We start from the raw sequence: 21,024 nt of genomic DNA, 5'->3' as shown, positions 1-21,024 counted from the left end.
CCGGTATGGGCTGGGTAGTCGACTGGAGTGCGCAGGCGGCCTGCCGCACTACCGATCCGGATGAACTGTTCGTTCAAGGAGCAGCGCAGAACCGGGCGAAGGCAGTGTGCACCGGATGTCCGGTGCGTACGGAGTGCCTCGCCGACGCGCTGGACAACCGCGTCGAGTTCGGCGTGTGGGGAGGCATGACAGAGCGCGAGCGCCGCGCCCTGCTGCGCCGGCGCCCGACGGTCACGTCGTGGCGCAGGCTGCTGGAGACGGCGCGCGTCGAGTACGAGCGGGGGGTCGGCATCCTGCCCCTCGAAGACGACGAGATCTACGAGAACTACGCGGCGGTGAGCTGAGGGGGACATCCCTCAGGACACCCCTGGAGACACCCTCGGGAAGCCGCCGGGTCAGGCCGGGAACCCGCCGGGTCAGGCTCTGGGTCGGTCGACGGCAGCGTCGGACACGAGGCCGGTCGACGGCAGCCCATGCCACCGGGCCGGTCGACGGCAGCCGTGGGCAGCGGATCAGTCGACGGCGGCCGCGGGCAGCTCCGGCCGCCCGGCCGCGAGCCGGTTTCCGATGTCCCGCAGCCCCACGAGGTCGTGGACATCGCCGGGCAGCGCGGCCACTTCGGCCACCGCCACCTCGGGGTGGCGCGCGGTGAAGCGGTCACGCGTGCGCTGCTCGCGGGAGAGCAGTTGCATACGGTCCGCATGCAGCCTCAGCAGGCCTGCGGTGAGCTGGTCGACGGACCGGTCGGCCGGATGGGCGGACCGCTCCTTGTTCGTGCGCTCCGAGCTCGTGTTCTCCGAGTCGGCGGGGGAGCCTTCGTCAGGAGCTGGTGCCTCGGAAGCGGGAGATTCTGAACTGCCGTACGTGTCGGGAGAGTTACGAAGTCCAGCTTTCCCGCCCTCCTGATCCACAATGCGGGGCTCTTCAAGATTTTCCACGGCCTCGGGATTCTCCGCGGTCTCAGGATTTTCCGCGGCCTCGAGATTCTCCGCGGCGGCGAGTGCCCGCTCGGCCGAGAGCCGGTCGGCGCCGCTGCCGTGGACCCGGTTGAGCACCAGACCGGCGAGCGGCATGCGCTCCGCGGCCAGCCGCTCCACGAAGTACGCGGCCTCGCGCAGCGCGTCCCGCTCCGGGGCCGCGACCACCAGGAACGCCGTCCCGGGCGCCTGGAGCAGCTTGTACGTCGCGTCCGCGCGCGTGCGGAACCCGCCGAAGGTGGTGTCCATCGCGGCCACGAACGTCTGGACGTCCTTGAGGAGTTGGCCGCCCAGCAGTTTGCCGAGGGTGCCGGTCATCATCGACATCCCGACGTTCAGGAACTTCATCCCCGCCCGTCCGCCGAGCTTGGCGGGGGCGGTGAGCAGCCGGATGAGCTTTCCGTCGAGGAAGGAGCCCAGCCGCTTCGGCGCGTCCAGGAAGTCGAGGGCGGAGCGGGAGGGAGGGGTGTCGACGACGATCAGATGCCACTCGTCCCGGGCCCGCAGCTGCCCGAGCTTCTCCATCGCCATGTACTCCTGCGTGCCCGCGAAGCCCGCGGAGAGCGACTGGTAGAAGGGGTTGTTCAGGATCGCGGCCGCCCGCTCGCCGTCCGCGTGCGCCTCGACGATCTCGTCGAAGGTGCGCTTCATGTCGAGCATCATCGCGTGCAGCTCGCCGCTCGCGGAGTCGTCGAGGCCCTTCACCCGGCGTGGGACGTTGTCCAGCGAGTCGATGCCCATCGACTGGGCGAGCCGGCGGGCCGGGTCGATGGTGAGGACGACGACCTTGCGGCCCCGTTCGGCGGCACGCAGGCCGAGGGCCGCCGCGGTCGTGGTCTTGCCGACGCCGCCCGAGCCGCAGCAGACCACGATCCGGGTCTTCGGGTCGTCGATCAGGGGGTCGAGGTCGAGCACGGGCGCGGGGGAGAGGCCGTGGGGGCGGTCGGGGCGGTCCGGGCGCGGGTTCTGGGGGGTTCGGTTGTGCCGGTCGGCGTCCGGGCTCATGACATCCCCTGCTTCCGCAGCTCGGTGGCCAGTTCGTACAGACCCGCCAGGTCCATGCCCTCGGTCAGCAAGGGCAGTTCGTGCAGCGGCAGTCCCAGTTCGCCGAGGACGGAGCGCTGTTCGTGCTCCAGGTCGTACCGCTCGGCGTACTCCTCGGCCTGCTGGATCAACGGGGCGACCAGCTTCTCGGCGTTGCCCCCGCGGCGGGCGCCGCCGAGCCCGGCCGAGGACAGCGCCTTCGCCACCGCTGAACGCTGTGCGGTCCGTACGAGTTCCAGGTCGGCGCCGTCCAACACCTCCGGGCGCACCATGTTCACGACGATCCGGCCCACGGGCAGGTGCGCGGCCCGGAGTTCGGCGATGCCGTCCGCGGTCTCCTGGACGGGCATCTCCTCCAGGAGGGTCACCAGGTGGACGGCGGTCTCCTTGGACTTCAGCACCCGCATCACGGCCTGCGCCTGATTGTGTATCGGGCCGATCTTGGCGAGTCCGGCGACCTCGTCGTTGACGTTGAGGAAGCGAGAGATACGGCCGGTGGGGGGCGCGTCCATCACGACGTAGTCGTAGGCGAAGCGGCCGGACCTGTCCTTGCGGCGGACCGCCTCGCACGCCTTGCCCGTCAGGAGGACGTCCCTGAGGCCGGGCGCGATGGTGGTGGCGAAGTCGATCGCGCCGAGCTTCTTCAGGGCGCGTCCCGCTCCGCCGAGTTTGTAGAACATCTGGAGGTAGTCCAGAAGGGCCAGTTCGGGGTCTATGGCCAGTGCGTACACCTCCCCGCCCCCTGGAGCGACGGCGATCTTCCGCTCCTCGTAGGGCAGCGCCTCCGTTTCGAAGAGCTGCGCGATTCCCTGGCGACCCTCCACCTCGACGAGAAGCGTCCGCTTCCCCTCGGTGGCGAGGGCCAGCGCGAGGGCTGCGGCGACCGTCGTCTTTCCGGTCCCGCCCTTGCCGCTGACGACCTGGAGCCTGCTCACGTATTCGAGCGTAACCAGTCGACGGCGAACCTAAGCAGGAGGCTGTGGATAACGAGGGCACCGGCTGTGGGTGAGCAGCGGCTGAAAGCCGGGGTTGAGCAGCGGCTAAAGTCGGCCGCATGACCAAGAAGTGGGAATACGCGACCGTGCCGCTGCTCGTCCACGCCACGAAGCAGATTCTGGACACCTGGGGCGAGGACGGGTGGGAGCTCGTGCAGGTCGTGCCCGGGCCGAACAACCCCGAGCAGCTGGTGGCGTACCTGAAGCGGGAGAAGGCGGCGTGAGCGGGGCGGTCGAGGCGCGGCTCGCGGAGCTGGGGCTGACGTTGCCGGCGGTCGTGCCGCCGCTGGCCGCGTATCAGCCGGCCGTGCAGTCGGGTGTGTACGTGTACACCTCGGGCCAGCTGCCCATGGTCGACGGCAAGCTTCCGGTCACCGGGAAGGTGGGCGCGGAGGTCACGGCCGAGGAGGCGAAGGCGCTGGCCCGCACGTGTGCGCTGAACGCGCTGGCGGCGGTGAAGTCGGTGGCCGGTGATCTGGATCGGATCGCGCGCGTGGTGAAGGTCGTGGGGTTCGTGGCATCCGCCGTGGACTTCACGGGTCAGCCGGGTGTGATCAACGGCGCGAGCGAGCTGCTGGGCGAGGTGCTCGGCGAGGCGGGCGTACACGCGCGCAGCGCGGTGGGGGTGGCGGTGCTGCCCCTCGATGCGCCGGTCGAGGTCGAGGTGCAGGTGGAGCTGACCGGCGCGTGATGCCTGCGGCGCGGGTGCGGGTCGGGTGAGAGTACGGCCCGTCGTGGAGCACGAGGCGGCGAAGGTCCACGGTGGCGAACGGTCCGTCGTCGCGCAGGTGACCGCACCCCCTGGGGGCGCGGGGAACTGCGCGACCAGCCAGGACGCACCCGCACTCGCCCGACAACCTGACCCGGCACTCCTGTAGGCGCCTGGTTCAAGCCCAGCGCAGCTGCCCGCGGGGAACTGCGCGACCAGCCAGGACGCACCCGCACTCGCCCGACAACCTGACCTGGCACTCCTCCAGGCGCCCGGCCCTCGAACATCCGCCCCCCACGAGTTAGCCTCCGCCCATGGCAAACGGGCAGTGGTACCCAGCGGAATGGCCGGACCGTATCCGCGCGCTCGCGGACGGCACGCTGCGGCCGGCCGTGCCCAGACGCGCCGCCACCGTGATGCTGTTGAAGGACACGGCGACCGGAACCGTCGTGCACATGTTGCGCAGGCGGGCGTCCATGGCGTTCGCCGGCGGTGCGTACGCCTATCCCGGCGGTGGCGTCGACCCCCGTGACGACGAGCTCCAGATCCACTGGGCGGGCCCCACACGCGCGTGGTGGGCGGCTCGGCTGGGGGTGGACGAGACGACGGCTCAGGCGATCGTCTGCGCGGCGGTGCGGGAGACGTACGAGGAGGCGGGCGTGCTGCTGGCCGGGCCGACGGCCGAGTCGGTGGTCGGTGACACCACGGGCGCGGAGTGGGAGGCGGACCGTACCGCTCTCGTGGCCCGGGATCTGTCCTTCGCCGAGTTCCTGGAGCGCCGGGGGCTGGTCCTGCGGTCGGATCTGCTCGGGGCCTGGACCCGCTGGATCACCCCCGAGTTCGAACCCCGCCGCTATGACACGTGGTTCTTCGTCGCCGCCCTCCCGGAGGGACAGCGCACCCGCAACGCCTCCACCGAGGCCGACCGTACGGTGTGGATCCGGCCCCAGGACGCGGCGGACGGCTACGACAAGGGCGAGCTGCTGATGATGCCGCCCACCATCGCCACGCTGCGGCAGCTCACCGCGTACGGCACCGCCGCCGACGCGCTCGCCGCCGCCCCCGACCGTGACCTGACCCCTGTGCTCGCGCGGGCCCGGCTGGTGGACGGGGAGATCGTGCTCTCCTGGCCGGGGCACGACGAGTTCACCAAACACATCCCGACCGGTGGAGCCTCCGCATGACCGACGCCGCAGCCCTCCCCGGCCAGCCACGGGGCGGGGTCCTCTCGGGCCCCGCCACAGAGCGAGCCGTCAACGTCCTCGCGCCCAACGCCTCCGCGATGACCCTGGACGGGACGAACACCTGGATCCTGTCGGAGCCGGACTCGGAGCTGGCGGTGGTCGTCGACCCCGGCCCGCTCGACGAGGGCCACCTCCGCGCGGTCGTCGACACCGCCGAGGCGGCCGGCAAGCGGGTCGCGCTCACGCTGCTCACCCACGGCCACCCCGACCACGCCGAGGGCGCCGTCCGTTTCGCCGGGCTGACCGGCACCAAGGTGCGGGCCCTCGACCCCGCGCTGCGGCTGGGCGAGGAGGGGCTCGGCGCGGGGGACGTGGTGCGCGTCGGCGGGCTGGAGCTGAGGGTCGTCCCGACGCCCGGCCACACCGCCGACTCGCTGTGCTTCCATCTCCCGGCCGATCAGGCCGTCGTGACCGGTGACACCATCCTGGGGCGCGGTACGACCGTCGTGGCCCACCCGGACGGCCGCCTGGGCGACTATCTGGACTCCCTGCGGCGGCTGAGGTCCCTGACGGTCGACGACGGCGTTCACACCGTCCTGCCGGGCCACGGGCCCGTCCTGGAGGACGCCCAGGGTGCCGTCGAGTTCTATCTCGCCCACCGGGCCCACCGGCTCGCCCAGGTCGAGACGGCCGTGGAGGACGGATACCGGACGCCCGGTGCCGTCGTAGAACATGTGTACGCCGACGTGGACCGCTCGCTCTGGCCCGCCGCCGAGCTGTCGGTGCGGGCCCAAATGGAGTATCTGGAGGAGCACGGGCTCATCTAGGAGCATGGGCTCACCCAGGGCCACGGGCTCATCTAGGGGTCTTCGTGCCGTGCACGCGCGTGTACTCGTCCGCAAGCCAGGGGCCCAGATCGTCGGCGTACGTGCGCAGTACGGCGGTGTCGGCGATGGGGGTGCGGCCCAGGACGGCTGCCGCCCGTAGCTGCTCGGCGCGCTCCGGGTAGTACGCGCCGAAGACCTCCGCCATCTCTCCCAGGTCGCTCGTCCAGCCGTTCCAGCGGGGCATGACCAGGGTGAACGCGGTGCGGACCAGGTGGCGGGACATGAAGCGGACCAGGCGGGCGCGGGTCGTGTCGGAGTCCGCCGCCTCGATCCGTTCGCGCCAGCGGGGGAGCAGGAGGGCGAGGTCGCCGTTCGTCTCACGGGCCAGGACGGCGTCGGGGCGGTAGCGCGGGAGGTACTCCGCCAGGTCGTCGCCGAGCAGCGGGGTGCACAGACAGGCCACGAACCAGCCCATGTCGTGCCGCTCCAGGTCGCTCAGCAGGACATCCCGGCCGTACAGCAGTGTTCCGGCGCCGTCGATCTGCGGGAACTCCTTGTCGAGCGCCTCCCCGAGCCCCCGTACGTCCTCCCGGTCCGCGTCCGTCGGTTCGTCCCGCAGGGCGAGCAGGAGGTCGAGGTCGCTGCGGCCCACACGCGCGGTGCCGCGCGGAATCGAGCCGTAGAGGTAGGCGCTGTGCAGCCTCGGCCCGAACAGGTCCAGCACCCGGTCGCGGGCTGCGGCGACGACGGGACGGAAGGGCTGCGGGATCCGCCCGAGGGAGCCCTCGCGCTCGATGTAGCCCTGGGCGTCGAGCCCTTTGGGGGCGATGGGGGGAACGGTTTCGGCGTCCATGGGATCACTGTGCCCGGGGGCAGGCCCCGGGACAGCACATCAACGGCCCTGGGCGGCCCGTGTGGAGCCGAACGTGGTGGGCCTGGCGGAAGGACGCACAGGCGGCGTGAGGTGCTGTGGGAGCGGCAGGCGGCGGCGGTCGCGTCACCGGACGCGGCGCCGGGCAGCTTGGATCCGACGTCCACGACGGCGTCGTCCGGCGCCCGCCCGCAAGCCGGCGGCTTGTCCCAGCGGCCGGTCACGGTCTCCCGCGGCGATGTCCACAGCCCTGTGCGTGTTCGTCCCCCGCGACACGCGAAGGGCCCTGCCGCGCGGCAAGGCCCTTGGACGTCGTACCACGATCCGTGCTCAGCGCGAGCGCTTGGCGAGCCTCTCGACGTCCAGGAGGATCACCGCGCGGGCCTCCAGGCGCAGCCAGCCGCGCTGGGCGAAGTCCGCGAGGGCCTTGTTGACCGTCTCGCGGGAGGCGCCGACCAGTTGGGCCAGCTCCTCCTGCGTGAGGTCGTGGACGACGTGGATGCCCTCCTCGGACTGCACACCGAAGCGGCGGGAGAGGTCGAGCAACGCGCGGGCCACGCGGCCCGGCACGTCCGAGAAGACCAGGTCGGACATCTGGTCGTTGGTCCTGCGCAGTCGCCGCGCGATGGCCCGCAGAAGCGCGGAGGCCACCTCGGGACGCGCGCTCAGCCAGGGCTGAAGGTCACCGTGGCCGAGGCCGAGCAGCTTGACCTCGGTCAGCGCGGTGGCGGTCGCGGTGCGCGGGCCCGGGTCGAAGAGCGACAGCTCCCCGATGAGTTCGCCGGGGCCGAGAACGGCCAGCATGTTCTCGCGGCCGTCGGGGGAGGTGCGGTGGAGCTTCACCTTGCCCTCGGTGACCGCGTAGAGCCGGTCGCCCGGGTCGCCCTCGTGGAACAGGGAGTCGCCACGCGCGAGAGTCACCTCACTCATGGAGGCGCGCAGTTCCGCGGACTGCTCGTCGTCGAGTGCCGCGAAGAGCGGGTTGCGCCGCAGAACGTCGTCCACGAGTTCTCTCCTTGTCGACCTGCTCAGGGGATCTTGTTCCCCCTTGGTACCAGGGGAACCCGGTGCCCATTTTGCCGGACGGTCCAAACAGTGTGATCTGTCACAAGGATGCCGCACACATGTCCCTGGGTAAGCGGCAGGGGTCCAATTGGGGGCCGGTCTTCGGGGTCCGGGGCGGATGTCAGTGCCGGGCTCTAGGCTGGCCGGGTGTCCAAAACGCCGGTGAGAGCACAGGCCAAGGGGGCTGAACGGGTGGTTACCCGTCGAGATTCCGCTGTGGGCGAACAGGGCGTCGGGGGCGGAAAGAAAACGGCAAAAGCGGCAGGGAAGGCTCCGGTGGAGAAGAGGGCTTCGGCGAAGAAGGCGGCGAAGAAGGCGGCTCCCGTGCGGAAGGCCGCTGCCGTGAAGAAGGCGACCGCTGTGAAGAAGGCGGCCGTCGCTCCCGAGAAGGCGGCGGCCGCGGTGAAGGAGGCCTCGGCCACGAAGACGGTTGCCGCGAAGACGGTTGCCACCAAGCCCCCGAGGAACGAGTCGCAGACCGCCCTCGTCCGCCGTGCCCGGCGCATCAACCGCGAGCTCGCGGAGGTGTTCCCGTACGCCCACCCCGAGTTGGACTTCGAGAATCCCTTCCAGCTGATCCTGGCGACGGTCCTGTCCGCGCAGACCACCGACCTGAGGGTCAATCAGACCACCCCCGCGCTGTTCGCCAAGTACCCGACGCCCGAGGATCTGGCCGCGGCCAACCCCGAGGAGGTCGAGGAGATCCTCCGGCCGACCGGGTTCTTCCGGGCCAAGACCAAGTCGGTCATAGGGTTGTCCAAGGCGCTGGTGGAGAACTTCGGCGGCGAGGTCCCGGGGCGGCTCGACGACCTCGTCACACTGCCCGGTGTGGGTCGCAAGACCGCCTTCGTCGTCCTCGGCAACGCCTTCGGGCGGCCCGGGATCACCGTCGACACGCACTTCATGCGGCTGGTCAGGCGCTGGCAGTGGACCGACGAGACCGACCCCGAAAAGATCGAGGCCGCCGTGTCCGCGCTCTTCCCCAAGAGCGACTGGACGGATCTGTCGCACCACGTCATCTGGCACGGCCGCCGCATCTGTCACGCCCGCAAGCCCGCCTGCGGCGCCTGCCCCATCGCCCCGCTCTGCCCGGCCTACGGCGAGGGCGAGACAGACCCGGAGAAGGCGCAGAAGCTCCTCAAGTACGAGAAGGGCGGCTTCCCGGGTCAGCGGCTGAACCCGCCGCAGGCCTACCTGGACGCGGGCGGAAAGGCCGCGCCGCCCCTGGGGGTCGCCGGGTGAGGCTGCGGACGGCGTGGCTGAAAGGACCGGCACGGGTCGGCGGGGCCGCCCGCGCGGTGCGGCCGGTCGGATCACCCGGGCGACGAGGCGGCCCCTGCGGGACGCGGACGCAGGCCCGGGGCGACTGGGCAGGCGGGCGGGGGCCGCGGGTCGGTCCAGCTGGGCGGTGCCGTCGCGCGGGTGCGAGCGGCCGTAGGGCAGGAATGCCTGGTGGCTCCGGAGCGCCGGGTCGGTCCGGAGTGCTGGGCCGGCCGCGCGAGTTGAGCTGGGCTGCTGAGGCGTCAGGTCGGGTGGGAGCGTTTCGCTGGGCCGGAGTGACGGGCCGGGCGGAGGGGCTGGGTTCGGCGGGAGTGCCGGGTTCGGCGGGAGTGCCGGGCTGGGCTGGAGTGCCGGGCTGGGCTGGGCTGTCTGGCTCGGTTGGAGTGACGGGCCGGGCTGAGGTGTCAGGTCGGGTGGGAGCGTCGGGCTGGGCCCGAATGACCACGGAACGATCTAGGGCCCGCCAAGCGTTGGGCAGTGCAGGACGACGGGGGTGGCGATGACACGGGCGAGCCGTACGAAGGGCGTGACGGTCAGCAAGGACGGCCTGCCGAGCTGGCTGGACCCGGTGGTGCGCGCTGTGGAGACCATCGAGCCGCTCCAGCTGAGCCGCTTCCTGCCGCCGGCGAACGGCGCGGGGCGGCAGTCGGCCGTGCTGGTCCTGTTCGGCGAGGGCGAGCGTGGACCCGAGCTGCTGCTCATGGAGCGGGCGAGTTCGCTCAGGTCGCACGCCGGGCAGCCGTCGTTCCCCGGCGGCGCGCTCGACCCGGAGGACGGTGACCCGAAGGGCGACGGACCGCTCAGGGCCGCCCTGCGTGAGGCCGAGGAGGAGACCGGCCTCGACCCGTCCGGCGTCCAGCTCTTCGGCGTGCTGCCCAAGCTGTACATCCCGGTCAGCGGCTTCGTGGTGACCCCGGTCCTGGGCTGGTGGCGCGAGCCCACCCCGGTCGGCGTCGTCGATCCGAACGAGACCGCCCGCGTCTTCACCGTTCCCGTGGCGGATCTCACGGACCCCGACAACCGTGCGACCACCGTCCACCCCAGCGGACACCGAGGTCCGGCATTCCTGGTCGAATCGGCCCTGGTGTGGGGCTTCACCGCCGGAATCATCGACCGGATCCTGCACTTCGCGGGCTGGGAGCGCCCCTGGGACCGCGAGAAGCAGGTCCCGCTCGACTGGCGCGCATGACAGGGTGGCGTCCGTGCTGTGTCTTCCCGGGGACAGCCCCCGGCCGGCGACCTGTGGTGAACGCGAAGTGATGAGGCGAGGCTCGAACCGGTGAACGTGCTGGACATCCTGTTGCTGGTCGCCGCCGTGTGGTTCGCGATCGTCGGCTACCGCCAGGGCTTCGTCGTAGGCATCCTGTCGGTGATCGGATTCCTGGGCGGCGGTCTCGTCGCCGTCTACACCCTTCCCGTCGTCTGGGACGCGCTGACCGACCACGCGGAGGTCGGCACGGTCGCCGCCGTCGTCGGCGTCGTCATCGTGATCGTCTGCGCCTCCGTCGGTCAGGCCCTGACCACCCACCTCGGCAACAAACTGCGCCGGTACATCACCTGGTCGCCCGCGCGTGCCGTCGACGCCACCGGCGGCGCCCTCGTCAACGTCGTGGCGATGCTTCTGGTGGCCTGGCTGATCGGTGCCATGCTCGCTCAGACCACGATGTCCACGGTCGGCAAGGAGGTGCGCGGTTCCAAGGTGCTCCTCGGCGTCCAGGAGGTGCTGCCCTCCGACGCGGACACCTGGTTCAAGGACTTCACCTCGGTCCTCGCGGACAACGGCTTCCCGCAGGTCTTCAGCCCGTTCAGCAACGAGCCGATCAAGGCGGTCCAGCCGCCCGACCCCAAGCTCGCGCACAGTGCTGTCACCACCCGCGCCCAGCGCTCCATCGTCAAGGTCATGGGCACCGCGCAGAGCTGCGGCAAGGTCCTGGAGGGCACCGGCTTCGTCTTCGGCGACCGCCGCGTCATGACCAACGCCCATGTCGTCGGCGGCGTGGACGAGCCCACGGTCCAGATAGGCGGCGAGGGCAGGAAGTACGACGCCACGATCGTCCTCTACGACTGGCAGCGCGACATCGCCGTCCTGGACGTGCCCGACCTGGACGCGCCCGCGCTGCGGTTCACGTCCGAGGACGCCGCCAGCGGCGACAGCGCGATCGTCGCGGGCTTCCCGGAGAACGGCGCGTACGACGTCCGCTCCGCGCGTGTGCGCGGGCGCATCGACGCCCACGGACCGGACATCTACCACCGCGGCACCGTCGACCGCGACGTCTACTCCCTCTTCGCGACCGTCCGCCAGGGCAACTCAGGCGGTCCGCTGCTGACCCCGCAGGGCAGGGTGTACGGCGTGGTCTTCGCGAAGTCGCTCGACGACGCCGACACCGGATACGCGCTCACCGCGGACGAGATCCAGGAGGACATCGCCAAGGGGCGCACCGCGAACCAGCAGGTGGACAGCGACAGCTGCGCGCTGTGAGGGGTGTCGGAGGACAGGCGCGTCAGCCTCGGGGGTGACGCAGCCGTACCGAGACCCAGCGGGCCCGGCGGCGCAGGATGCGCGGAATGCCCACCCTGAGGTCCGTGCCGCCCGCCAGTTGCGGGGCACCACCCTGATGGCGGGAGCTCAGGGCAGCGCCCGAGCGTCGATTGCGTGCTGCGTCACCGTAGTCGTGCGTCCAGCCCATACCCGGACGTGTGCCCCCGCCCCAAGGTCGATAACCGCCCCCACGCCCCCCAATTGGCCTATGCGCCGGGCAAGTGGCCGTTCGTAGGACAGGTGTTCAGATCCGGATACCGGGCGCGATGCCGCGGTCACCGATCGGGTTCGGGATCCTTCAGCCAATTGATCAGTTCGGTCGAGAAGGCGACCGGATCCTCCTCGTGCGGGAAGTGCCCCAGACCGTCGAACAGCCGCCAGCGGTACGGTGCTTCGACGTACTCCCCGGACCCGGCCGCACTGCGCGTCCGCATCACCGGGTCCAGCGAGCCGTGCAGATGCAGGGTCGGCACGCGGACGGGCCGCTTCATGCGCCGGTTGAACTGGATGCCGTCGGGACGGGCCATCGACCGCACCATCCAGCGGTACGGCTCGACCGAGCAGTGCGCCGTGGAGGGGATGCACATCGCCGCGCGGTACGTCTCCACCGCCTTGTCGTCCGGCAGCCGCGGCCCTGACCAGTCCCGGATCAGCTCGGCGACCAGCGCGCCGTCGTCCGCGGTCAGCTGCCGCTCGGGGACCCAGGGCCGCTGGAACCCCCAGATGTAGGAACCGGCCCGCGTCTGCTTGACGTCCGAGAGCATCGCCGAGCGCCAGCGCCGGGGATGCGGCATCGAGGCGACCGCGAGTCGTCGTACGAGCTTGGGACGCATCGCGGCCGCCGTCCACGCCAGATAACCGCCCAGGTCATGGCCGACCAGGGCGGCGTCCGGCTCACCGAGGGAGCGGATCACGCCGGTGACGTCGAGGGCGAGGTTGGCGGGGTCGTAGCCGCGCGGGGTGCGGTCGCTGCCGCCGACGCCGCGCAGGTCCATGGCCACGGCCCGGAAGCCGGCGTCGGCGAGCGCCTCCAGCTGGTGGCGCCAGGTCCACCAGAACTGGGGGAAGCCGTGCAGGAACATCACGAGCGGTCCGTCGCCCAGTTCGGCGATGTGGAAGCGCGCGCCGTTGGCGGCCACGTCCCGGTGTGTCCAGGGACCGTCGGGCCGTACGAGAGAGGCGGGCTGCTGCGCCGAAGGGGTGGCGGGGTCGGTCATGACGACGAGCGTGCCACAGCCTCGATGGCCTTCGTGTTTCGGACCCGCTCCTCGAGGACCTTGGCGTCGTTGTCGGGGCGCGGGTGGGGCTTGGCGTTCTGCAGCACGCCCGCCGTCTCCTTCATCGAGGCGGCGGCCTTCTGCGGGCCCTTGCCCTTCTGCGCCTTCTTCGCGAAGACGACACCGATCAGCGCGAGGACGAGCGCGACGAGGACGTTGGCGGCGAAGGACAGCAGGAAGCAGACCGCGAGGTTCCAGTCGCTCCAGGTCCGGATGCCGTACGCCAGCGCGAAGTTGAGCATCGGCAGGGAGAACAGCAGGACCGCGCCGGCCACGCTGAACGCGCCGCCGCTCATCGCGCCCCGCTTGACGTCCTGCTTGAGCTGAGCCTTCGCCAGCGCGATCTCGTCGTGCACCAGCGCCGACATCTCGGTCGTCGCCGAGGCGAACAGCTGGCCGATGCTGCGTTCGGCGCCGACCGGGCTGCCGTCGGGTGCGCTCATCGCGGTCTCCCTCTTCACTGGGACTCGTTACCGGGACCCTTTGTGGGCCGTGACTTTTGTACCGTCCCGTCAGATCATGCCCGACGGTCGTCCTCCTCGCCTGCCCCACCCGCCACTTCGGCAAGCCGCTCGGCGGTCTTGCGCTCGGCGATCCGGCGGTGCTCGGCGGCCTTGCCCTCGTAAATGGCGGCCATTCGCAGGTGGTACGCCGGGTCGTCCTCCTCGTACACGTCCGGGATGCCGTCGAGATCGTCGTCGCGCTCCTCGGCCTCGTACAGCCTGCGGTACTTGGCGTTGCGCAGCTTCAGCAGCACGGTCGCGAGGGTCGCCGCGGTGAGCGAGCCGAGGAGTACGGCCGCCTTGACCTCGTCGGTCAGCGTCGCGTCGCCGTCGAAAGCGAGCTCCCCGATGAGCAGCGACACGGTGAAGCCGATACCGGCGAGAGTGGCCACCGCGAACACGTCGGCCCACTCGAGGTCGTCGCTGAGCGAGGCCCGGGTGAAACGGGCCGTCAGCCAGGTCCCGCCGAAGATGCCGAGCGCCTTGCCGAGGACCAGCCCGAACACCACGCCCAGCGTCTCCGGCTGGGTGAACACATCGCCGAGCGCGCCGCCGGAGACGGAGACGCCCGCACTGAAGAGGGCGAACAGCGGGACCGCCAGGCCGGCCGAGAGCGGCCGTACGAGATGCTCGATGTGCTCGCCCGGGGAGCGCTTCTCGTCCTCCCTCCTGGTGCAGCGCAGCATCAGGCCCATCGCGACGCCCGCGATCGTGGCGTGGATGCCGCTGTTGTACATCAGCGCCCAGATCACCAGCGCGAGCGGGACATAGACGTACCACCCGCGCACGCCCTTGCGCAGCAGCAGCCAGAAGACCGCGAGGCCGAGGGCGGCGCCGCCGAGCGCGGCGAATTCGATGTCGGCGGTGAAGAAGACCGCGATGATCAGGATCGCGAAGAGGTCGTCGACGACGGCGAGGGTCAGCAGGAAGGCGCGCAGCGCGCTCGGCAGCCAGGTGCCGATGACGGCGAGCACGGCGAGCGCGAAGGCGATGTCGGTGGCGGTGGGCACGGCCCAGCCGGACAGGGAGCCGTCGCCGATGAGGTTGGTGAGCGCGTAGACGAGTGCCGGTACGGCCATGCCGCACAGGGCCGCCGCCACGGGCAGCGCGGCCGCCCTGGGGTCCTTCAGGTCACCGGCGACCAGCTCGCGCTTGAGCTCGGCGCCGGCCACGAAGAAGAAGATCGCGAGGAGTCCGTCGGCCGCCCAGTGTTCGATCGAGAGGTTCAGTCCGAGGGCCGCGGGACCCAGGTGGTAGTTGCTGACGGTCTCGTAACTGCCGTGCAGCGCGGGGACGTTCGCCCAGACCAGCGCGGCGATGGCGGCGAACAGCAGCAGCACACCGCCGACCGTCTCGGTGCGCAGCGCGTCCGCGATGAAGGTGCGCTCGGGGAGGGAGAGTCGTCCGAGGACCTTACGAGTGGGCGCGGGCATCGGGGGGACCTCCGGTCGGTGGGCAGGGCAGTGCTGCTTGCCGACCAGACTTCCCGGCACACCTTGAGGGTCACGCTGTTTTGTTTAGTTTACCTAAAAGGGGCGCCCGGCGCGCTTCCGCGTCGGGCACCCCTTTCAGGAGTACGTCAGCCCTCGCTGGGCATGAGCCTCAGTCCTCGCTGGGCGTGGCCGGCAGCTTGGCCTGGATGAGGTCCATGACCGTGGAGTCCGTCAGCGTGGTCACGTCACCGAGCTGGCGGTTCTCGGCGACGTCCCGCAGCAGTCGGCGCATGATCTTGCCGGAACGGGTCTTCGGCAGTTCCTGCACCGGCAGGATCCGCTGGGGCTTGGCGATCGGGCCGAGGGTGGCGCCGACGTGGTTGCGCAGACCGGCGACCAGGCCCTCGTCCTCGGCGTTCGCCGTGCCGCGCAGGATCACGAAGGCGACGATGGCCTGCCCGGTCGTCTCGTCGGCGGCACCGACGACGGCCGCCTCGGCGACCGAGGGGTGGGAGACGAGCGCGGACTCCACCTCGGTGGTCGAGATGTTGTGCCCGGAGACGAGCATGACGTCGTCGACGCGGCCCAGCAGCCAGATGTCGCCGTCATCGTCCTTCTTGGCGCCGTCACCGGCGAAGTACCTGCCCTCGAAGCGCGACCAGTACGTGTCGAGGAAGCGCTGGTCGTCGCCCCAGATGGTGCGCAGCATCGACGGCCACGGCTCGGTGAGGACGAGGTAGCCGCCTCCGCCGTTCGGGACTTCCTGAGCCTCGTCGTCGACGACGGTGGCGGAGATGCCGGGCAGTGGCGTCTGCGCGGAACCGGGCTTGGTCGCGGTGACCCCCGGCAGCGGGGAGATCATCATCGCGCCGGTCTCGGTCTGCCACCAGGTGTCCACGATCGGGGTGCGGTCGGCGCCGATGTGCTTGCGGTACCAGATCCACGCCTCGGGGTTGATCGGCTCACCCACGGACCCCAGCACCCGCAGGCTGGACAGGTCGAACTTCGCGGGGATGTCGTCGCCCCACTTCATGAACGTACGAATGGCGGTGGGTGCCGTGTAGAGGATGGTCACCCCGTACTTCTGGACGATCTCCCAGAAGCGGCCCTGGTGCGGGGTGTCCGGGGTGCCCTCGTACATGACCTGGGTGGCGCCGTTGGCGAGCGGGCCGTAGACGATGTACGAGTGCCCGGTGACCCAGCCGACGTCGGCCGTGCACCAGTAGACGTCGGTCTCCGGCTTGAGGTCGAAGACGGCGTGGTGGGTGTACGCGGTCTGGGTGAGGTAGCCGCCGGAGGTGTGCAGGATGCCCTTCGGCTTACCCGTCGTGCCGGACGTGTAGAGGATGAACAGCGGCTGCTCGGCGTTGAACGCCTCGGGGGTGTGCTCGGCGGACTGCCGCTCGACGATCTCGTGCCACCACACGTCCCGGCTGTCGTCCCAGGCGACCTCCTGGCCGGTACGGCGCACGACCAGCACATGCTCGACGTTGCCGGCCTTGGCGACCGCCTCGTCCACGGCCGGCTTGAGCGCGGACGGCTTGCCGCGCCGGTAGCCGCCGTCGGAGGTGATGACGACCTTGGCGTCGGCGTCCTGGATGCGGGTGGCGAGGGCGTCCGCCGAGAAGCCGCCGAAGACCACGGAGTGCGCGGCGCCGATCCGGGCGCACGCGAGCATCGCGACCGCCGTCTCGGGGATCATCGGCATGTAGACGGCGACCCGGTCGCCCTTCTGGACGCCCAGCTCCAGCAGGGCGTTCGCGGCCTTGGAGACCTCGTCCTTGAGCTCGGTGTAGGTGATCGCGCGGCTGTCGCCGGGCTCGCCTTCGAAGTGGATGGCGACCCGGTCGCCGTTGCCCGCTTCGACATGCCGGTCGACGCAGTTGTACGCCACGTTGAGCTCGCCGTCCTGGAACCACTTGGCGAACGGCGGGTTCGACCAGTCCAGGGTCTCGGTCGGCTCCTTGGCCCAGCTCAGCCGGCGGGCCTGCGCGGCCCAGAAACCCAGCCGGTCAGCCTTGGCCTGCTCATACGCCTCCGCCGTGACATTGGCGCCCGCGGCCAGGTCGGCGGGGGGTGCGAACCTGCGCTCTTCCTTGAGCAGGTTGGCCAGGCTTTCGTTGCTCACGGCATCTGCCTTTCCCAGGGTGTCCGTTGTGTCCCAGGCCACAGCTCATCAGACCGGGGGTGCGATGACAAGGGTCGACCGGAAATTGGTTTAGACCTGTGGGGGTCGAGTCCGTCGGCCATGGTCATCCGTACCCACGTACGCCGACCAGGCGGAGTTCAGCGCCTGTAACGCCTTTCACACTCCCGCCCAAGTACGGGTGAAGCGCCGTCGATGCACCCGGCGGACCGATACGCCAACGCACCGACGTGCCGAGGCATCGGCGTACCGGCGCTTCGACGCACCGACGAGAAGGGAGCCCGAGTGGACGGGATACGGGGCGGACCGCGGGCCGCGGTTCGCGACCCACAGCTCTTCGAAGAGTTCTACCGGCGCCATGTGGACGCCATGACGTCTTTCGTGGCCCGGCGTGTCGCGGACCCTCACACGGTCGCAGACCTGACGGCCGAGATCTTCCTGGCGGTCCTGGACTCCGCCCACACCTACCGCCCGTCCCGGGGCAGCGAGCGGGCGTGGCTGTACGGCATCGCGCGCAACGTGGTCGCCGGGGAGCGCCGTCGGCTCGCCCGCGAGACCGACCGCGACCTGCGCATCTCGGGGCGCCGACTGCTGGAGCCCGACGACATCGCCCGCCTGGAGGACAAGCTCGACGCGGAGAGCCCGGGCCGCCGCGCCCTGGCCGCACTGGAACGGCTCCCCGCGGGGGAGAGAGCCGTCCTGGAGCTGGTCGCGGTCGACGAACTGACGGTCGGCGAGGCGGCCACGGCGTTGGGGATCAGCCAGGTCGCGGCCCGGGTACGGCTGCACAGGGCGCGTAAGTCACTGCGGGAGCAGGCGGAAGCACCGGGTGGGGAGCTGTACGGCACCTTCCTGTCGTACGTCACGGAAGAAACCGGGGGAGCGACATGACCACGAGGACGACCTTCGAGGACCGGCTGCTGGCGGAGTTGCAGGGGGAGATCGAGCGACGGGAGATCGATCGGCGGGAGTCCGTTTCGGTGCGTGGCGCACGGCGCCCTCTGTTCACGGGCCGTCGGCTCGCCCTGGCCGCGGGGCTCTGTGCGGCGGCCGGGCTCGCGGTGGTGCTGTCACCGGGGACGCCGGCCCAGTCTCCGGCGTACGCCGTGGAGCGCCACGACGACGGCACCGTCACCCTCACGGTCAAGGACCAGGACATCGACGTGGAGGCGCAGCGCGAACTCGCGCGGAAGCTGAGCCGGAACGGCATCGGGATGGATGTGCAGATCCTTCGGCCCGGCTATGTCTGCAAGGGTGATCCGGTGCTCTGGGGAACGAACGAGCAGGGCGAGCGGGTGCCGATCTTCGTTCTTCAGTGGAGCCGGAAGATCACCCTGCACCGTGGCAATGTGCTGGTCTTCTTGAACCTCAACGACCGGGCGGAGCCGTACCGGGTCTACGTCTATCCGACGGAGGCCGACGTCCAGGCCTGTGTCCCCGTGAAGCCGACGGAGAACCGGTCTCAGCGGACCTAGCGCTCCTCCGGCGGTGTGCGGCCCCTCCTGGAGAGGCCGCACACCCGCGAGACTCACGCCGGCAGGTCCGCCGCCTCCACATGGCCGAACAGCCCGTCCCCGTGCGCCCCGGTGAGCAGGTACGCCTGGGCCTCACCCACGTGGAAGTACATTCCATGCAGCTCCAGCTCTCCCTCCCGCAGGGCGTGGGCGACCGAGTCATGGGCGCTCAGATGCTCCAACTGCTGGACCACGTTGGTCAGACAGAGCTGCTCGACCGCGTCGGCGGGCGGCCGCCCGGCAAGCCTGGCGCAGGGCCGGCTGCCGTCGGCCATCCGCTCCAGGCTGGGCAGTCCGTGCCGCAGCCACCGCTTCAACGGGGTTTGGGTGCCGCCCGGTTCGGAGTTGAGCAGCGCCTGCATGGCCCCGCAGCCGGAGTGCCCGCACACCGTGATGGAGCGCACCTTCAGCACGTCCACCGCGTACTCGATCGCGGCCGCCACCGAGTCGTCCCCGCTCTCCTCACCGGGCAGAGGGACGAGGTTGCCCACATTGCGCACCACGAACAGGTCGCCCGGACCACTGGAGGTGATCATCGAGGTGACCAGCCGCGAATCGGCGCAGGTGAGGAAGAGCTGGTCCGGCCGCTGGCCCTCACGCGCCAGCCGGGCCAGCTCGCCTCGCACGATCGGCGCGGTGTTGCGCTGGAACGCGCTGATGCCTCGCGCCAGTTCCTGCCCACTCGACTCGCGGGGCGCGCCCGGAGCCTGTGCGGCACAGGGCTCGCCGGACGCACCGGGCTGCCCGGCGGCGTGACCGGTGTATGGGCGCTCGCACTGGTGGTTGCGCCAGGCCGTCCAGGGGCGGCAGCGGCAGTGGGCGGAGTCGGACAGCTCTGCGATGCGCGTCCCCGGTCTGCGCCCCGTCAGCTCGACGGAACCGCCCTGCGCGGTGTGCGTCTTCTGCCAGTCCTGCAGCGATTCGTACGCCGCGTGGTCCATGAACGACCCGTCCAGCTCCACGACGGCGGCCGCCCCCTGGGGGACGAGATGCAGGGCCCGGCTGAGCCGGGGCACCGCGAGAAACGTCAACTGCCCTCGGACGTGTACGTGGTGGACTCCTTCCCTCTCGCAGTGCGTGATCCGGGTGCGGGTGAGGCGGTGCAGGGAGACGGCGACGGCGACGGCGATCCCCAGCGTCACGCCCTCCAGGACGCCGAACACGACGACGCCGAGGGTGGTGACGGCGTAGACCAGGACCTCTCGGTGGCGGGTCACCGTGCGGATGTGGTGCAGGGACACCATCTGGATGCCGACGGCCATCACCAGGGCGGCGAGCGAGGCGAGCGGGATGAACTCGAGGACCGGGACCATCAGCAGCGCGGCGATCACTACGAGTACGCCGTGCAGCATCGTGGAGTTCCGGCTGACGGCACCCGCCTGGACGTTCGCCGAACTGCGCACCGCCACTCCGGCGACGGGCAGTCCGCCGAGGGAGCCGGAGACGATGTTGGCGGCGCCCTGCCCGAGCAGTTCGCGGTCCAGGTCGGAGCGGCCGACCCGGGCACGGCGGCCCGGACCGGGGCTCGCGGCGATCAGGTCGGGGCGTCCCGCCGCCAGCTTGTCGACGGCGACGGCGCCCAGCAGCGACTGCACGCTGCACACCAGGGTGGTGGTGAGCACGGCGGCGGTGAGCCCCAGCACGGGACCCTCGGGCAGTCCGGCCAGGGCATGGCTGCTCCAGGACGGCAGGTCGACCTTCGGTACGGTCAGCCCGGCGAGGCAGGCGGCGGTGGTGGCTCCGGCGACGGCCACGAGGGCGGCCGGGATCCTGCGCAGGAGGTGGCCCGCCCGGCCCGGGAGGCGCGGCCAGAGGAGGAGCAGTGCCAGGGTCAGCACGCTCACCGAGACCGCGGCGGGCTGCAGACGCGCCAACTGGGCCGGCAGGGCACGGAGGTTGTCCAGGACGGAGCTCTGCGGGGTGCCGCCGAGGACGATGTGCAACTGGGCGACGGCGATGGTGACGCCGATGCCGGCGAGCATGCCGTGCACGATCGCCGGGCTGACGGCGAGTGCGGTACGGGCCACGCGCAGGCAGCCGAGGCCGAGTTGGACCACTCCGGCGAGAACGGTGATGGCGCAGGTCGTCCGCCAGCCGTAGCGGTGGATCAGGTCGGCGGTGACCACGGTGAGTCCGGCGGCGGGGCCGCTGACCTGGAGCGGGCAGCCTCCCAGCCGGCCGGCGACGATCCCTCCGACGGCGGCGGCCACGAGGCCGGCCTGGAGGGGGGCTCCGGTGGCGAGGGCGATGCCCAGGGACAGGGGCAGGGCGATCAGGAAGACCGCGACGGAGGCCGACACGTCGGCGCCCTCGACACGGAAGCGGCGGGGCGGGGTCGGCGGGGGGCTGTGGGATGGGTGGCTGCGCCTCGCGTGGTGCGAGTCGCTCGGGTCGGTGGCGCGGGTGGGAACACAGGCTGACATTTTTCCCGTCTCCTCCGGGGCAGCGCGGTCGCGGAACAGGTGGTCCCCCGTCGACGACGGGGGTCGGGTCGCGGCCGTGGGTCACGGCGTGCAGCGGCGGGATGAATCAACGCTCGGTAAACGGATCGTAATGCAGAGTAAAGGGCAGGCATAGACTTTCCGGGCAAATAGGTGAACAACTCACCTGAATGGGTGAAGTGGCAATTTCATCGGCTTGTCGTACTAATTCCCTCTCG

20 protein-coding genes are annotated in these 21,024 nt (G+C 70.9%); 10 read left to right on the top strand and 10 right to left on the bottom strand.

The genetic code is table 11. From position 1 onward, the window contains the following. Positions 1–5: 5 nt before the first annotated feature. Positions 6–344 carry a transcriptional regulator WblA gene (wblA, locus tag ABZT93_RS32225; protein ID WP_030324083.1) on the top strand — a complete coding sequence of 113 codons (339 nt, stop codon included), beginning with the start codon at positions 6–8 and terminating at the stop codon, positions 342–344. A 168-nt stretch (positions 345–512) separates the two neighbouring features. On the opposite strand, the gene ABZT93_RS32220 is transcribed toward wblA, so the two are convergent. Beyond that, positions 513–1,982: an ArsA family ATPase gene (locus ABZT93_RS32220; RefSeq protein WP_356111322.1), complete on the bottom strand. Its 1,470-nt coding sequence runs from the start codon at positions 1,980–1,982 to the stop codon at positions 513–515. Further along, positions 1,979–2,956 carry an ArsA-related P-loop ATPase gene (locus ABZT93_RS32215; protein ID WP_356111320.1) on the bottom strand — a complete coding sequence of 326 codons (978 nt, stop codon included), beginning with the start codon at positions 2,954–2,956 and terminating at the stop codon, positions 1,979–1,981. The genes ABZT93_RS32220 and ABZT93_RS32215 overlap by 4 nt, the downstream gene beginning before the upstream one ends. 119 nt (positions 2,957–3,075) lie before the next feature. Here ABZT93_RS32215 and ABZT93_RS32210 point away from each other — a divergent pair, with 119 nt between their 5' ends. The 4 genes from ABZT93_RS32210 to ABZT93_RS32195 all read left to right on the top strand — a co-directional run bounded on the left by ABZT93_RS32210 (position 3,076) and on the right by ABZT93_RS32195 (position 5,736). After that, a complete protein-coding gene (locus ABZT93_RS32210; RefSeq protein WP_007383662.1) occupies positions 3,076–3,240 on the top strand; it encodes a DUF4177 domain-containing protein in 165 nt (54 codons plus the stop codon). Beyond that, positions 3,237–3,707 (top strand): RidA family protein, encoded by a 471-nt coding sequence (locus ABZT93_RS32205; RefSeq protein WP_356111319.1) that lies wholly within the window; start codon positions 3,237–3,239, stop codon positions 3,705–3,707. Before ABZT93_RS32210 ends, ABZT93_RS32205 begins: the two co-directional genes overlap by 4 nt. A 332-nt stretch (positions 3,708–4,039) precedes the next feature. Continuing rightward, a complete protein-coding gene (locus ABZT93_RS32200; protein ID WP_356111317.1) occupies positions 4,040–4,909 on the top strand; it encodes an NUDIX hydrolase in 870 nt (289 codons plus the stop codon). Further along, positions 4,906–5,736 carry an MBL fold metallo-hydrolase gene (locus tag ABZT93_RS32195; protein ID WP_356111315.1) on the top strand — a complete coding sequence of 277 codons (831 nt, stop codon included), beginning with the start codon at positions 4,906–4,908 and terminating at the stop codon, positions 5,734–5,736. The genes ABZT93_RS32200 and ABZT93_RS32195 overlap by 4 nt, the downstream gene beginning before the upstream one ends. Positions 5,737–5,764: 28 nt before the next feature. Here the strand turns inward: ABZT93_RS32195 and ABZT93_RS32190 are convergent, their stop codons facing one another. Further along, on the bottom strand, positions 5,765–6,589 hold the full coding sequence (locus ABZT93_RS32190; protein WP_356111313.1) for a nucleotidyltransferase domain-containing protein: 825 nt from the start codon (positions 6,587–6,589) through the stop codon (positions 5,765–5,767). Positions 6,590–6,937: 348 nt separating this feature from the next. Further along, positions 6,938–7,612, bottom strand: a complete 675-nt coding sequence (locus tag ABZT93_RS32185; protein WP_007383667.1) for a Crp/Fnr family transcriptional regulator — start codon at positions 7,610–7,612, stop codon at positions 6,938–6,940. A 336-nt stretch (positions 7,613–7,948) separates the two neighbouring features. Between ABZT93_RS32185 and nth the strand changes: the two genes are divergently transcribed. From nth to ABZT93_RS32170, 3 genes are all read left to right on the top strand, one after another. Continuing rightward, positions 7,949–8,914 (top strand): endonuclease III, encoded by a 966-nt coding sequence (gene nth, locus ABZT93_RS32180; protein ID WP_356111311.1) that lies wholly within the window; start codon positions 7,949–7,951, stop codon positions 8,912–8,914. 538 nt (positions 8,915–9,452) lie between these two features. Continuing rightward, positions 9,453–10,142, top strand: coding sequence for a CoA pyrophosphatase (locus tag ABZT93_RS32175; protein WP_356111335.1), 690 nt, complete (start codon positions 9,453–9,455; stop codon positions 10,140–10,142). Positions 10,143–10,232: 90 nt separating this feature from the next. Further along, entirely contained in the window at positions 10,233–11,432 is a 1,200-nt protein-coding gene (locus ABZT93_RS32170) for a MarP family serine protease (RefSeq protein ID WP_356111309.1), read from the top strand. A 22-nt stretch (positions 11,433–11,454) separates the two neighbouring features. Here ABZT93_RS32170 and ABZT93_RS32165 read toward each other — a convergent pair whose 3' ends face one another. The 5 genes from ABZT93_RS32165 to acs form a co-directional block, all read right to left on the bottom strand. Beyond that, positions 11,455–11,640: a hypothetical protein gene (locus ABZT93_RS32165; RefSeq protein WP_356111307.1), complete on the bottom strand. Its 186-nt coding sequence runs from the start codon at positions 11,638–11,640 to the stop codon at positions 11,455–11,457. Positions 11,641–11,767: 127 nt separating this feature from the next. Then, positions 11,768–12,709 carry an alpha/beta hydrolase gene (locus tag ABZT93_RS32160; protein ID WP_356111305.1) on the bottom strand — a complete coding sequence of 314 codons (942 nt, stop codon included), beginning with the start codon at positions 12,707–12,709 and terminating at the stop codon, positions 11,768–11,770. Beyond that, the gene (locus ABZT93_RS32155) at positions 12,706–13,212 is read right to left on the bottom strand and encodes a phage holin family protein (RefSeq protein WP_356111303.1); all 507 of its coding nucleotides are present in this window, start codon (positions 13,210–13,212) and stop codon (positions 12,706–12,708) included. Before ABZT93_RS32155 ends, ABZT93_RS32160 begins: the two co-directional genes overlap by 4 nt. A gap of 74 nt (positions 13,213–13,286) precedes the next feature. Further along, entirely contained in the window at positions 13,287–14,705 is a 1,419-nt protein-coding gene (gene nhaA, locus ABZT93_RS32150; RefSeq protein WP_356111301.1) for a Na+/H+ antiporter NhaA, read from the bottom strand. Positions 14,706–14,874: 169 nt separating this feature from the next. Next, a complete protein-coding gene (acs, locus tag ABZT93_RS32145) occupies positions 14,875–16,833 on the bottom strand; it encodes an acetate--CoA ligase (RefSeq protein WP_356111299.1) in 1,959 nt (652 codons plus the stop codon). Positions 16,834–17,136: 303 nt separating this feature from the next. On the opposite strand from acs, the gene ABZT93_RS32140 reads away from it, so the two are divergent. Then, positions 17,137–17,742 carry an RNA polymerase sigma factor gene (locus ABZT93_RS32140; RefSeq protein ID WP_356111298.1) on the top strand — a complete coding sequence of 202 codons (606 nt, stop codon included), beginning with the start codon at positions 17,137–17,139 and terminating at the stop codon, positions 17,740–17,742. Continuing rightward, on the top strand, positions 17,739–18,326 hold the full coding sequence (locus ABZT93_RS32135) for a hypothetical protein (RefSeq protein ID WP_356111296.1): 588 nt from the start codon (positions 17,739–17,741) through the stop codon (positions 18,324–18,326). Before ABZT93_RS32140 ends, ABZT93_RS32135 begins: the two co-directional genes overlap by 4 nt. 53 nt (positions 18,327–18,379) lie before the next feature. Here the strand turns inward: ABZT93_RS32135 and ABZT93_RS32130 are convergent, their stop codons facing one another. Then, positions 18,380–20,788, bottom strand: coding sequence for a SulP family inorganic anion transporter (locus ABZT93_RS32130; protein ID WP_356111295.1), 2,409 nt, complete (start codon positions 20,786–20,788; stop codon positions 18,380–18,382). Positions 20,789–21,024 lie beyond the last annotated feature (236 nt).

This window comes from Streptomyces sp. NPDC005303, from assembly GCF_040607335.1.
Classification (GTDB): Bacteria; Actinomycetota; Actinomycetes; order Streptomycetales; family Streptomycetaceae; genus Streptomyces.
Note: the sequence above shows the minus strand (reverse complement) of the source record. Positions and strands in the feature narration are given on the sequence as shown.